Below are 14,072 nucleotides of genomic sequence, written 5' to 3'. Positions count from 1 at the left end.
AAACGATGTATCGCCGATGGTAGTGTGGGGTTTCCCCATGTGAGAGTAGGTCATCGTCAAGATTGAATTCCAAAAACCCTCATCGCTTACGCGTTGAGGGTTTTTGTTTGTCTGGGGTTGCAGAAACCTCTGCATCCTCCTGAGCTCATAACTCTACCTCTCCGGCAGTCATCCAGACCCACGTGCTTATGGCAATCCGGCGCGCTTGCCCTTATGGTTCGGCATCAGGTTCCACGCACCCGTCAAGGAAGCAAGCATGTCCGTTACAACCTCTCTGAGTGCAGGCTTCATGGTGGTTCAAGGCAACCGCCCGGATGAACTGCGCAGTCTGGTTGTGTCCTGGATGCGGCGATATCCATTGGCGCCCCTGGAAAACGAGATTGCTCTGGTGCAGAGCAACGGCATTGCGCAATGGTTGAAGCTGGCCTTGGCCGAAGATGCCCAGGATGAAGACAACGGTGGCTGTGGTATCGCCGCCGCCATAGACGTCCAGTTGCCCGGCAGTTTCATGTGGACGCTGTATCGCATGGTGCTGGGTGCAGATGAGATCCCCCAGACTTCCTTGCTCGACAAGACCCCTTTGACCTGGCGCTTGATGCGCTTGCTGCCGTCGCTGATCCATCAGCCGCACTTCGAACCCCTGCAGCGCTTCCTGACCGACGACACTGATCTGCGCAAGCGTTATCAACTGTCCGAGCGCCTGTCCGATCTGTTCGACCAATACCAGGTTTACCGTGCGGACTGGCTGGAAGACTGGGCCGCTGGCCGTCATCAATTGCGCGACGTACGAGGTCAGTCCAGACCATTGTCAGCTGCCAATTGCTGGCAGGCCGAACTGTGGCGTGCGTTGCTGGACGACGTCGGGGCTGAAGGGATGTCGCAGAGCCGCGCGGGCGTGCATCAGCGTTTCATCGAGCGCATCGGCAACATGACCGAAGCGCCGCCGGGCTTGCCGGCACGGGTCATCGTTTTCGGCATTTCGTCACTGCCTGCACAAGCGCTCGAGGCGTTGGCAGGGCTGGCCAGATTCAGTCAGGTTCTGCTCTGTGTCCACAACCCGTGTCGCCACCACTGGACCGATATCGTCGCCGACAAGGACCTGCTGCGTCACCAGTACAAACGTCAGGCGCGCAAGAGCGGAATGCCGATGGTCCTCGACCCGCAGGCGCTGCATCAGCATGCTCACCCGTTGCTCGCGGCCTGGGGCAAGCAGGGACGTGATTACATCAACCTGCTGGACAGCCATGACGATCCACGCAGCTACCGTTCCTCGTTCAAGGACGAGCGCATTGATCTGTTCAGTGAAGCGGAGCCCACCACACTGCTGAACCAGTTGCAGGACGATATTCTCGAGCTGCGTCCGCTGGATGAAACCCGTGAGCTCTGGCCGGCAGTCGATCCTCTCGAGGACCGCTCGATCCGCTTCCATGTGGCTCACAGTGCGCAGCGCGAAGTGGAAGTGCTGCATGACCAGCTACTGGCGAGATTCAGCAAAGACCCTGGCCTGCGTCCGCGTGACGTGATTGTCATGGTCCCGGATATCGACAGCTATGCCCCACACATACGAGCGGTATTCGGACAGATCGAACGCGAAGACCGTCGCTTCATCCCCTTTACGCTGGCTGATCAGGGCCAGCGCGGCCGCGAGCCGTTGCTGATTGCCGTCGAGCACCTGCTCAAACTCCCGGACAGCCGTTTCCCGGTCAGTGAGATTCTTGACCTGCTGGACGTTCCAGCCTTGCGAGCACGCTTCAGGATTCAAGAGCGCGACCTGCCAACACTGCATCGCTGGATCGAAGGCGCAGGCATTCGTTGGGGGCTTAATGCTCAGCAGCGGGCCGGCCTCGGGCTGCCGGATGCCCTTGAGCAGAACAGCTGGCATTTCGGCCTGCGTCGCATGTTGCTGGGTTACGCCGTGGGTGCCGGGGCGGCTTACGACGGCATCGAACCTTACGATGAGATCGGCGGGCTTGATGCGGCGTTGATCGGTCCGCTGGTCGCGTTGATTGATGCTCTTCAGGTCGCCCACACAGAGTTGTCGACACCCACCACTCCGGAAGCGTGGGGTGCCCGCCTGCAATCGCTGCTGCAGTTGTTCTTCCTCGCCGACAGCGAGCATGACGACTACCTGCTTGCCCAACTGGAAACACTGCGCGAGAACTGGCTGGAAACCTGTGCAACGGTAAGGCTGACCGAAGAGCTGCCGCTGACCGTGGTGCGTGAGGCCTGGCTGGCCGGGCTCGATCAAGGGCGCCTGTCCCAGCGTTTTCTGGCGGGCTCGGTCAACTTCTGCACGCTGATGCCCATGCGCGCCATCCCGTTCAAAGTGGTCTGCCTGTTGGGCATGAACGACGGCGATTATCCGCGCGCGCAACCACCGCTGGATTTCGATTTGATGGGCAGCGATTACCGCCCCGGCGACCGTTCCCGGCGTGAAGACGATCGTTACCTGTTGCTGGAAGCCTTGCTCTCGGCCAGGGACCAGTTGTATGTCAGTTGGGTTGGCCACAGCATTCGTGACAACAGTGAGCGTCCAGCTTCGGTGCTCATCGGTCAGCTTCGCGATCACCTCGCCAGCGGCTGGAAGCTGGCCGGCGAGACCGATCCGGACGTTAAACAGGATGATGAGCGCTTGCTGAAAGCCCTGACTGTGAATCACCCCTTGCAACCCTTCAGCGCCAATTACTTCCACGCCGGCACGGGGTACTTCAGCTTCGCCCGCGAGTGGCGTCTGCTGCATGAAACCGACCTTCAGGTGCCCGTGCCTCAAGCGCTGCCGCCTCATGAACAGGAAGAACCGCTGTCCATTGCGCAGCTACAGGATTTCCTGAGAAACCCGGTAAAACATTTTTTCAGCCAGCGCCTGAAGATCTATTTCGAAGTTGCTGAAGCGCCGCTCGCCGACGAAGAGCCGTTCGTGCTCGATGCCCTTGAGCGCTATGGCCTGAGTGAAAGCCTGCTTGGCGCAGGTATGTCCTCGCCGGACAATATGGATGCTGCTCTACAGACTCAGGCGCTGAAACTGCAAGCCAGTGGTCTGCTGCCGCTCGCAGGTTTCGGCACCTTGATGCAGAGCGAGCTGATCGAGCCGCTGCCTGACGTACTCAGGCGCTACCACGATCTGTTGACCCTCTGGCCCGAGACCCTGAGCAGCGCTTTACCGATCAGCTTCGGCCATGCGGGTGTCAGCATCGACGGCTGGCTGGGCGGGTTGCACCGTAACGCCCGTGCCGAGCTGTTGCTGGTTACCGCCATTCCCAACAGCATCGGCTCGAAAAAGACCCGCAAGTGGCACCGGTTGATTCGGCCGTGGGTCAACCATCTGGTGGCGTGCGCTTGCGACCTGCCGTTGAGCACGGCACTGGTCGCCAGTGATGAAACCCTGATGCTGGAGCCGCTGGACAAGGCGAGTGCCGTCACCACACTCAACCACTTGCTGACGGCCTGGCTGCACGGCATGCAGGAACCTCTGCCTGTCGCGGTCAAAACCGCCTTCGCCTGGTTGGGCCAGCCTGCCGACAAAGCCGAAGCGGCTGCCCGCAAAGCCTACGAAGGTGACGGACAGACCACCGACGGCGAGCGCCGCGAGAGCACGGCACTGGCCCGGCAGTTTCCGGACTTTGACGCACTGATGGGCAGTGAAGAATTCGCAGGCTGGTGCGAGACGCTTTACAAACCGATTTACGATGCGCCGTGGCAGTCGTTGTCCGGCGGGGAGGGTGGCGCATGAGCGAGCAATCCCTTCCTCTCGCGCTGCGCTTTCCACTGCGCGGCAGCCAGTTGATCGAGGCCAGCGCTGGCACCGGCAAGACCTTCACCATCTCCGCTCTGTACTTGCGTCTGGTGCTCGGCCACGGCACCGAGCAGTCCGGCTTTGGTCGCGAACTGCTGCCGCCGCAGATTCTTGTGGTGACCTTTACCGATGCCGCAACCAAAGAATTGCGTGACAGAATCCGTACCCGGCTGGCGGAGGCCGCTCGCTTCTTCCGTGACGAGATCGCCGCCCCCGATGGCCTGATTGCCGATCTGCGTGAACAGTTCGAAGCGTCGCTATGGCCAGCCTGCGCCAGCCGTCTGGACATTGCCGCACAGTGGATGGACGAGGCCGCGGTCTCGACCATCCACAGTTGGTGCCAGCGCATGTTGCGCGAACACGCATTCGATAGCGGCAGTCTGTTCACCCAGACGCTGGAAACCGACCATAGCGATTTGCTCGGCGAAGTCCTGCGCGATTACTGGCGCCGCTTCTGTTACCCCATGAGCGGCGACGCATTGCTTTGGGTGCGGGAAAACCTCAGCGGTCCGGCGGCGTTGCTGCCGCGTGTGCGAGGCCTGTTCGGCCGTGATCGCAGTCCACTCACTCAGGAACCGGCCGAACTGATTGCGGCGTCATTGCAAGAGCGCCGGGCAGCGCTTGCCGCGCTGAAAGCGCCGTGGGCCGTGTGGGCCGACGAGTTGTATGCGCTCTGCCAGGACGCGGTCGCTCGCAAGGCAGTCGACGGCCGCAAGATGCAGGAACGCTACTTCAAACCCTGGTTTGAAAAACTTGCTGCCTGGGCCGCTGACGACACACAGGAAGCGCTGGATCTGGGCACCGGTTTCACTCGTCTGACCCCCGACGGCATTGCCGAAGCCTGGAAGAGCGAGCCACCTGTGCACCCGGCCTTCGAGGCCATGGCACAGTTGAAGGCGGCGCTCGACGGTTTGCCCAAACCCGATGCTGCTGTGTTGCAGCATGCGGCGCAGTGGGTCAGCGCGCGCTTTGAAGAAGAGAAGCGTCGCCGCGCCGAGATGGGCTTTGATGACATGCTGCTCAGGCTCGACGCGGCCCTGCATGGCGCGGGCGGCGAGCGTCTGGCCACCCTGATTCGCGAGCAGTTTCCGGTGGCGTTGATCGACGAATTCCAGGACACCGACCCTGTCCAGTACCGGATCTTCGACAGCATCTATCGTCTTGAGGCCAACGATGAGCAGACCGGGCTGTTCCTGATTGGCGACCCGAAACAGGCGATCTACGCGTTTCGCGGCGCCGATATCTACACCTACCTGCGTGCCCGCCAGGCGACTGATGGCCGTTGGCATACGCTGGACACCAACTACCGCTCCAGTCATGCGATGGTCGAGTCGGTCAACCACGTCTTCACGCGGGCAGAGCAACGAGAGCAAGGTCGCGGTGCGTTCCTGTTTCGTGATGAGCACGGCAATCAGGTGCCGTTCTCCGATGCGCTGGCCCAAGGCCGCAAAGAGACGCTGCACGTCGACGGCGCTCCCCTGACGGCGCTGACGGTCTGGCACTTGCCAAGCGACCAGCCGGTGTCCGGCATGGTTTATCGTCAGCAGTTGGCGGCCAGTTGCGCGAGCGAGATCGTGCGTCTGCTCAACGCCGGTCAACAGGGCCGTGCCGGTTTCGTTACGCCCGACAACACTCTGCGCGGGCTGCGTCCGGCCGACATTGCGATTCTGGTCCGCGACGGCAAGGAAGCGCAGGCGGTGCGTCAGCAACTGACCGCGCGTGGTGTGCGCAGCGTGTACCTGTCCGACAAGGATTCGGTGTTCGCCGCTCAGGAAGCCCACGACCTGCTGTCCTGGCTCAAGGCCTGCGCCGAGCCGGACTCCGAACGCACACTGCGTGCCGCGCTGGCGTGTATCACGCTGGACCTGCCGCTGGCCGAACTGGAGCGCCTGAATCAGGACGAGCTGGCGTGGGAGCGGCGCGTCATGCAGTTTCGTGGCTATCGCGCCATATGGCGCAGCCAGGGCGTGCTGCCGATGCTGCGCCGTCTGTTGCACGACTTTGCCCTGCCACAGACCTTGATGACCCGCAACGATGGCGAACGAGTACTCACCAACCTGCTGCACCTGTCTGAACTGCTGCAGCAGGCCGCCGCCGAACTGGATGGCGAGCAGGCGCTGATCCGTCATCTGGGCGACCATCTGGCACTCTCCGGCCAGGCCGGGGAAGAGCAGATCCTGCGTCTGGAAAGCGATGAGCAACTGGTCAAGGTGGTCACCATCCACAAGTCCAAGGGCTTGCAGTACCCGCTGGTGTTCCTGCCGTTCATTTGCTCCTCGAAACCGGTGGACGGCAGCCGCTTGCCTCTTCAGTTTCATGACGCCGACGGCAAGTCCCAGATAAGCCTGCAGCCTACCGAGGCGCTGATTCAGCAAGCCGATGATGAGCGTCTGGCCGAAGACCTGCGTTTGCTCTACGTCGCACTCACCCGATCGGAACATGCCTGCTGGCTGGGCGTCGCCGACCTCAAGCGTGGCAATGCCAACACCTCGATGCTGCACCGTTCCGCACTGGGTTACCTGCTGGGCGGTGGCGCAGTGCTGGCCGAGTCGGCGGAGCTGAACGTCTGGCTGCGTGATCTTGCCCAGGGGTGTGACGCGATTGCCTTGCAATCTGTGCCGGAGCCCACCGACGAGCGCTTCAGTGCGCCGCGCAACGAAGCGGCGCTGGTCAAGCTGCTGGTGCCCAAACGCCGCGCTGCCGAGAACTGGTGGATCGCGTCCTACAGCGCCCTGCGCATCGGCGACACGGTAACGGCCGGTGCCGATGAGTCGCCTGACAGCCCGCAGGCACAGAAACTGTTCGACGACGAGCGTCTGGACCCTGAAGCCCCGCGCGACATCCTGACCAGCGGCGGCGATATCCATCGTTTTCCGCGTGGCCCCAATCCCGGCACCTTTCTGCACGGGCTGCTCGAGTGGGCTGGCAACGAAGGGTTTGCGATGACCGCGCACGCGCCGGAGAAACTGCAGGACGCCGTCGCCCGGCGCTGCAATCGACGCGGTTGGGCAGGCTGGATCAATACCCTGAGCGATTGGCTGCAACACATGCTGAACATGCCGTTGCGCCTGTCGCCGGACGCCGCACCGGTGGCCCTGGGCGAACTGGATCAGCCCAATCAGTACCGTGTGGAGATGGAATTCTGGTTCGCCAGCAATAACGTCAACGTCGCGCAGATGGACGCCCTCGTGCGCCGCTTCACCCACGACAACGCACCGCGTGCTGGGACCGAGACGGTCTCGCTCAACGGCATGTTCAAGGGCTTTATCGACCTGACGTTCGAACACGAAGGCCGGTATTACGTGGCCGACTACAAGTCCAACTGGCTGGGCAGCGACGACAGTGCGTACACCCAGCTGGCGATGGAAACCGCCATTCTCGACAACCGCTACGACCTGCAATACGTCCTCTACCTGCTGGCCCTGCACCGTCAGCTCAAGACGCGAATGGCCGACTACGATTACGACCAGCACATGGGCGGCGCGCTGTACCTGTTTCTGCGCGGCAGTCGCTCGGCCTCTCAGGGAGCGTATTTCACCCGTCCGCCACGTGAACTGATCGAGAGTCTGGACCTGCTGTTTCAGGGCAAACCGATAGCGCATGACCTGCCGGGAGCATTGGCATGAGCCGCTCGTTCGATGATCTGTTGCCTACCGCGCTGGACGATATCAGCCTCGCGGAGTTGAGCCCGCTGACGCGTGTCAGCGATCTGCTGATCCTGCTCGAACGTTGGGTCGAGCGCGGCTGGTTGCGTGCTCTGGACAAGGCGTTCGTCGCGTTCCTCAGTGACCTCGATCCGCACGCCGATCCGTTGGTGCTGGTGGCTGCGGCGCTTACCAGCCATCAGCTCGGCCACGGTCACGTCTGCCTTGACCTGTACGAGACCCTCAAAGAACCGGACTTCGCCCTGTCACTGCCACCCGAAGGCGATCAGCAGAGCGCGCCGATGCTGCTGCCCTCACAACTGCTGGCAGCACTGGATGGCGCCGCCTGGTGCCAAGCGCTGGCCGGCAGCATGCTGGTTGCCGAGGTGGGCGATTCAAGTGCCGAAGCGCGACAAAAACCACTGGTGCTGGCCGAGCGGCGTCTGTACCTGCGCCGCTACTGGACTTACGAACGGCGTATCGCAGCAGCCTTGCGTCAGCGCCTGGCACAGCGTGAAACGCCGCCGGAGGATCTGCCGCAGCAACTCGACGCATTGTTCGGCCCGGCCAATTCTTCGCTACAAGCTGTCATCGACTGGCAGAAACTTGCCTGCGCACTGGCGACCCGCAAGGGCTTCAGCATCATCACCGGCGGCCCCGGCACCGGCAAAACCACCACGGTGGTGCGTCTGCTGGCCTTGTTGCAGGCCCCGGCGGTACAGAGTGGCCAACCGCTGCGCATTCGTCTCGCGGCACCTACCGGCAAGGCGGCGGCACGTCTGACCGAGTCCATCAGTCAACAGGTGCAGAGCCTGGATGTCAGTGACGACGTACGACAGAAAATCCCCAGCGAGGTGACCACCGTGCACCGCTTGCTGGGCAGTCGCCCCGGTACCCGGCACTTCCGCCACCATGCGGGCAATTTACTGCCGCTGGATGTGCTGGTGGTTGATGAAGCCTCCATGATCGACCTGGAAATGATGGCCAATCTGCTCGACGCACTGCCGCCGCATGCACGCATGGTTCTGCTGGGTGACAAGGACCAGCTGGCGTCCGTTGAGGCGGGGGCGGTACTCGGGGATTTGTGCCGCGACGCCGAAGAAGGTTTCTACAGCCCCGACACCCAGGCCTGGCTGGAAGCCGTCAGCGGCGAAGACCTCGGCAAGGGCGATTTGCGCCAGGGCGATGCACAGCAGCATCCGTTGGCCCAGCAAGTGGTGATGCTGCGCCACTCGCGTCGCTTCGGCCAAGGCAGCGGCATCGGCCAGCTGGCCCGGCTGGTCAACCAGCAACAGGACCAACATGCCCGCGCGCTGCTCTCGGCGGGCAGTCACGACGACCTGTTCGCCCTGGCACTCAAGGGCGAGCAGGACCTCAAGTTCGAACGCCTGGTCCTCGACGGTCTTGGCAGGGGCGAGCAAGGCCCGCAGGGTTACCGGCATTACCTGAACGTACTCGCCGCCGAACGTCCCGCCGACGATTCGGCACTGGACGACGCGTGCTGGACCCGTTGGGCGCGCTCGGTACTCAGCGCCTTCGACGCCTTTCAACTGCTGTGTGCCGTGCGCAAAGGCCCGTGGGGTGTGGAGGGTTTGAACCAGCGCATCACTCACGCGCTGTTCAACGCGAAGCTGATCGAAAGCGAACAGCAATGGTACGAAGGTCGCCCGGTGCTGATGACCCACAACGACTATGGCCTCGGCCTGATGAACGGCGACATCGGCATCACCTTGCGCCTGCCCGAGCGCGACGGCGAGGGCAAACAGGTGTTGCGCGTCGCCTTCCCCCGCAACGACGGCAGCGAAGGCGTACGCTTCGTCCTGCCCAGCCGCCTCAACGAGGTCGAAACCGTGTACGCCATGACCGTACACAAATCCCAGGGCTCGGAATTCGCCCACACCGCCTTGATCCTGCCCGAAGCGCTCAACCCGGTACTGACCAAGGAGCTCATCTACACCGGCATCACCCGCGCCAAGCACTGGTTCAGCCTGATCGAACCGCGGCAGGGCATCTTCGAAGAAGCCCTGCGCCGCAAGGTCAAACGTCTGAGTGGTTTGATGTTGGGGCTTTGAGCAGCACTCGACTCTCGTGCCGATGCTCCGCGTTGGCATGCTGTCGGTGATGCTTTACGAGGGCTGTCAGTCCTGTGGGCGCAGCCCCGGCCGCAACAACCTGAGAGTTACGTGCGTCGTTTCTCGAGAGCGGAAAACAGGTACATACCGGCCAGTAAGGCTAATAGGAATATGAGGATTTTCCAGTGTCCTGTAAGCAGAGTGGCGACCGCTGGCCCAGGGCAGATTCCCGCAATGCCCCAGCCAATCCCGAACACCAGGCTGCCAACGATCAAGCGGGCGTCCAGCTGGGTTTTCACCGGGAGCTGCATACGGGCACCCAGCAAGGATTGCCTGTTCCTGCGCGCCCAGTTCAGGGGGACGACCGCCACCGAGATAGCACCTGCCATTACCAGAGCAAGCGATGGATCCCACGTTCCGCTTACATCAAGAAAGGCCAATACCTTGGCAGGGTTTGCCATGCCAGCCAAAAGCAGACCAAAGCCAAATATCAAGCCTGCAAAAAATGCGGTCACCTTGAGCATCTTCAGACCCCCAGTACATGGCGACTGACGTATACCGTCGCAAATCCGGTAGCCATAAAGCATAGCGTCGCCACGATGGAGCGAGGAGACAAGCGGGATATCCCGCACACACCATGACCACTCGTACAGCCCGAACCGTAACGGGTACCCACGCCAACGAGCAGGCCCGCGATGACCAGAACGGGCCATTCTGAATTAATTTCTATCTCCGGCAACGCTGTGAACGCCGCCCACAATAATGGCGAAATCAACAGGCCAAGCAGGAACAGCGCCTTCTCGCCCCAGCCTTCACTGCCCAATTGCAAAAAGCCCCCCAACACGCCGCTGATGCCGGCAATACGACCATTCGCGAGAACGAACAAGCTGACGGCCAGCCCTATCAAGGCTCCTCCGCATAATGACGTCCAGGGTGTGAAGTTGATCCAATCAATGCTCATTTCGTATTNGGGGGGGGGGGCGTTGACTGGTAAAGCACTATCACCGGCATGATAACCGTCTGCCCGGGTGGGTTGCGCGGCTGCTGTGCGAGAGTTAATGGAGGAGTCAGCTATCGGCTCGGCCTACCAAGGCAGCCATGGGAGTATCTTCTGTGTTTACTCATTGGCTGCGCCGAGTTTGACTTGACGCTGGTAGCACGCCTCAGGGCCGGAAGGCGTCTGGTCGCCCCGGACACTGTTTCAGACGAGCAATGACGTCAGGCGCCGTTTTGGCTGTGTCGATCCTGCCGATATCATCAAGATAGATGTCTATCGTACTTCCCCATTTAGGCGTGATGTCGATGCACCGCTTGAAACCCTTATCGGTCCACCAATCGAACATCATGAAGAAGTCCTTATCAGGGAATATGTAGCTGAACTCAACGGCTGAGCCGCCGTGCCTGATATCGCCCCTGTGGATTCTGTCCTGAGTGTTCCACACGTATCGAAACTCCTCCTTGCTATTCGGAGAAAAATTGACGGCTACGACCGGCGAGGAAAAATACCAAAAAGCCACAGGAAGGATGCCGAGTAGAAGAAACATCCAGCGGCCATATCGGATCCTGGGTTTATGGACAGGCATGTATTTGGACCCCTTTACCCCATGGCTGGGGCGGTACTGCAAGCATTTCGTCCATGACCATCTTTGCAGTGACGCTTCCTTTAGGATGTCGTCCGCGTTCTGCTTGGGTGCTGTGATGGGTTTACTTTGGTAGTGCTGGTAGGGCACCTTAGGACCGAAAAGGGTCAGGTTCCCCGGCACACTGTTTTAAACGAGCGATAACATCATGGTCAGTCGCAGCAGTGTCGATTCGACCTTTATCATCAAGGTAAATTTCTATCATCCGCCCCCATTTCGGTGTTACGTAGAAACACCTCTGAAATCCCTTGTCGGTCCACCAATCGAACCTCATGAAGAAATCTTTATCAGGGAAGATTTGGCCCCACTCGACCGCTGAGCCGCCACCTGCGGGCATGTCACCCTTATAGATTTGATGCTGAGTGTTCCAGATGTATCGAAACTCTTCCTTTCCTTCATGAGAAAAATTTACTGCCACGACTGGAGAAGCTAAGTACCAAAAAGCGATAGGGCCGACCAATAGGCCAACAAGCAGCCAACGGCCATGCCCGGTTTTAGTTTTGCTTGCATTTGTGTTCACGGATGCCTTTTCCCCATGCTCCAGGTGCTACTGCAAGAACTTCCTTCATTACCATTTGTGCCGTAATTCCACCGGTGGGGTTTTGGCTGAACAGCTTGATCCCAATGCTAATCGAAATCCGGTCTGGGGCGTCGTCCCATGCACGGAGTCCATCAATGTCGGCCGAGCGATTAGGCCCCGGAAGTTTTCTTTCCTCTTTCGGTTTCTGTAGGACCTCGACTGCTTTCCTGAGTGTGTCTGAAACGATCTGCTCAGCACCTGCGCCATCCAAAAGGATGCTTTCGGAAAGCCCACCAACTCGCCCGACGTATCCATAGTGAATGTTCGACCAGATGTCATAGAAGTAATCGTAATCGCCCTGTTTGTGGTAGACGACGCCATCGTATTTCGCGGCGAGTATCGGTTTGTGGTCCCACGGGCGATTCTGACCAACACGTTCTGCCCAGATAGCAAAAGCCTTTGCTTGCATACCGGCCGCCATGCTGTAGAAATCCGGGCCGGGACCAAGGCGCAAGTAAAATGGAAGCGCCTCATACTCCTTCATCTTTGCCGCCGCATCGAAGCTATTGAGGTCTCTCATCTGACGAACTTCTGGACTATTGATGTTGGCGTTCATCTCTCCAGCAATATAAGTCGCCAGCTCTTCCATCCTGTCAGGGTGTTTGCAAACAACAGGTTCCGCTTTTGACTCAGGCTGCGCATCTGACTTCTCACCAGCGGCCTCAGGGCCTACCGAAGCGTTCGCCGCCAAGGCTTTCTCCGTGAGCTTCGGGTCAGCCAGCAAGGTCGCCATCTTCTCGTCGTCCACGGAACCGTCTGGCCGGAAGGCCCCCAGCACCATGAAGTTAATAAGGGGCGCGCCACCAGCGTCGCCCATGACGAAGCCGCCACCCACATTGCCTGAGCCCGTGATGATTGTCCCGCCGTGACTGGTGGGGCTTCCTAGGTGGGCCATAGGACGGCCATTCACCAGAATGGAAGGAAAGCCTGTAGTGATGACCGCGCCACACCCGCAGGTATCCCCCACACGTGCCGCGCCCATGCCGTTGATGTTGACGTCATCGGATGCAGAAGCGATAGGCGTTGTACCGTGCCCCGGTAATGGGCAGGCTTGCTTGTCGCCCAATCGGGCTGAAGAAATCATTGCATCCCGTCCCTGCGTTTTGATCCGTAAACAACCAGCGTTTAGTTGACGCGTGGGAGGCTACCGGAAGCGCAAAAAGCGGTATGTAGGGGAAATCTTAGTTTTGCGAAGGACCTTGAGAACCTGATCTAAAAGTCGGGGTCACCTCAATGGGAGCGGACCAGCATCAGTATGACAAACCGCCAACTCCGGTCTGCCCCGCGACTATAAGGCCACCTGATCCCTCGAAAATCTGTCATTGAAGGAAGCGAATAGCGCGGTTTTCCCCCAACAGAAACCCCTTATTCAACTCCGTCACCTCCCGAATGTAATCCCACAGCAACGTGATCCGCTTCAACTTGCGCAGGTCCTCCCGGCAGTACATCCAGAATTGACGAGTAATGTTCACTTCCTCCCTCAGCACCGGCAGCAGCCGTGGGTCTTGAGCGGCGAGGAAGCATGGCAGGATGGCCAGTGCGCGGCCCTGCAGGGCGGCGGTGTATTGGGCGATGACGCTGGTGCTGCGCAGCCGTGCCTGGGCGTTGGGCAGCAGGTTGCTCATGTACAGCAGCTCGGAGCTGAACGCCAAGTCGTCGACGTAGCTGATGAAGACGTGCTCGCTCAGGTCCGCTTTGTGTTCGATGGGCGAGTGGTTGTCGAGGTAGGCCTGGGTGGCGTACAGACCCAGGCTGTAATCGCAGAGTTTGCAACACACGTAAGGACCGTGTTCGGGGCGCTCCAGGGCGATGACGATATCCGCCTCGCGCTTAGACAGGCTGATGAAGTGCGGCAGCGGCAGGATGTCCAGCGAAATGCTCGGGTAGCTGTCGAGAAAGTGGCTCAGTTGCGGGGTGATGAAGAAGCTGCCGAAGCCTTCGGTGCAGCCCATGCGCACATGCCCTGATAGCGCGACGCTGGACCCGGAAACCTGTTCGCAAGCCATGTGCAGTGTGCTTTCGATGGACTCGGCATAACCCAGCAGGCGCTGACCTTCGGCGGTCATGATGAAGCCGTTGGTGCGCGATTTCTCGAAAAGCAGTGTGCCCAGTGAGGTTTCCAGCGAGTTGATGCGCCGCGACACGGTGGTGTAGTCAACGCCCAGACGCCGGGCCGCGCTGCTGACTTTTCGGGTGCGTGCCACCTCAAGGAAAAACTTCAGGTCATCCCAGTTCAACAGCCCCAGGGAGGTGATGTTTTTTTGCATGTTGACCCTGCTTTTATCTTCGTTCTTGTTAGAAGTTTGCACATCTATACTCCAAAGCACGCCCCCTGACCAATTC

General features: G+C 60.2%; 9 protein-coding genes. 3 read left to right on the top strand and 6 right to left on the bottom strand.

Features of this window, described 5'->3' with window-relative positions; translation table 11 throughout:
* Window positions 1-256 precede the first annotated feature (256 nt).
* Genes recC through recD form a run of 3 tightly spaced genes read left to right on the top strand, consistent with a single transcriptional unit; the run spans window position 257 to window position 9,509 of the window.
* Window positions 257-3,730, top strand: coding sequence for an exodeoxyribonuclease V subunit gamma (gene recC, locus AO388_RS17145; RefSeq protein ID WP_058416790.1), 3,474 nt, complete (start codon window positions 257-259; stop codon window positions 3,728-3,730).
* Window positions 3,727-7,419, top strand: coding sequence for an exodeoxyribonuclease V subunit beta (gene recB, locus AO388_RS17140; protein WP_058396806.1), 3,693 nt, complete (start codon window positions 3,727-3,729; stop codon window positions 7,417-7,419). Before recC ends, recB begins: the two co-directional genes overlap by 4 nt.
* Window positions 7,416-9,509 carry an exodeoxyribonuclease V subunit alpha gene (gene recD, locus AO388_RS17135; RefSeq protein WP_058396807.1) on the top strand — a complete coding sequence of 698 codons (2,094 nt, stop codon included), beginning with the start codon at window positions 7,416-7,418 and terminating at the stop codon, window positions 9,507-9,509. Before recB ends, recD begins: the two co-directional genes overlap by 4 nt.
* 107 nt (window positions 9,510-9,616) lie before the next feature.
* On the opposite strand, the gene AO388_RS17130 is transcribed toward recD, so the two are convergent.
* The 6 genes from AO388_RS17130 to AO388_RS17105 form a co-directional block, all read right to left on the bottom strand.
* A complete protein-coding gene (locus AO388_RS17130; protein WP_003371057.1) occupies window positions 9,617-10,033 on the bottom strand; it encodes a DUF6691 family protein in 417 nt (138 codons plus the stop codon).
* A gap of 2 nt (window positions 10,034-10,035) precedes the next feature.
* The gene (locus tag AO388_RS17125; protein WP_003435559.1) at window positions 10,036-10,470 is read right to left on the bottom strand and encodes a YeeE/YedE family protein; all 435 of its coding nucleotides are present in this window, start codon (window positions 10,468-10,470) and stop codon (window positions 10,036-10,038) included.
* A 202-nt stretch (window positions 10,471-10,672) separates the two neighbouring features.
* The gene (locus AO388_RS17120) at window positions 10,673-11,092 is read right to left on the bottom strand and encodes a hypothetical protein (protein ID WP_032609835.1); all 420 of its coding nucleotides are present in this window, start codon (window positions 11,090-11,092) and stop codon (window positions 10,673-10,675) included.
* 148 nt (window positions 11,093-11,240) lie between these two features.
* A complete protein-coding gene (locus AO388_RS17115) occupies window positions 11,241-11,669 on the bottom strand; it encodes a hypothetical protein (RefSeq protein WP_032609808.1) in 429 nt (142 codons plus the stop codon).
* Complete coding sequence (locus AO388_RS17110) at window positions 11,644-12,813, bottom strand: polymorphic toxin type 44 domain-containing protein (RefSeq protein WP_058416789.1); 1,170 nt, start codon at window positions 12,811-12,813, stop codon at window positions 11,644-11,646. Before AO388_RS17110 ends, AO388_RS17115 begins: the two co-directional genes overlap by 26 nt.
* Before the next feature lie 235 nt (window positions 12,814-13,048).
* On the bottom strand, window positions 13,049-13,996 hold the full coding sequence (locus tag AO388_RS17105) for a LysR family transcriptional regulator (protein ID WP_058396809.1): 948 nt from the start codon (window positions 13,994-13,996) through the stop codon (window positions 13,049-13,051).
* Window positions 13,997-14,072: the final 76 nt, after the last annotated feature.

It is taken from the genome of Pseudomonas sp. ICMP 10191, assembly GCF_001467335.1.
GTDB lineage: Bacteria > Pseudomonadota > Gammaproteobacteria > Pseudomonadales > Pseudomonadaceae > Aquipseudomonas > Aquipseudomonas cerasi.
Note: the sequence above shows the minus strand (reverse complement) of the source record. Positions and strands in the feature narration are given on the sequence as shown.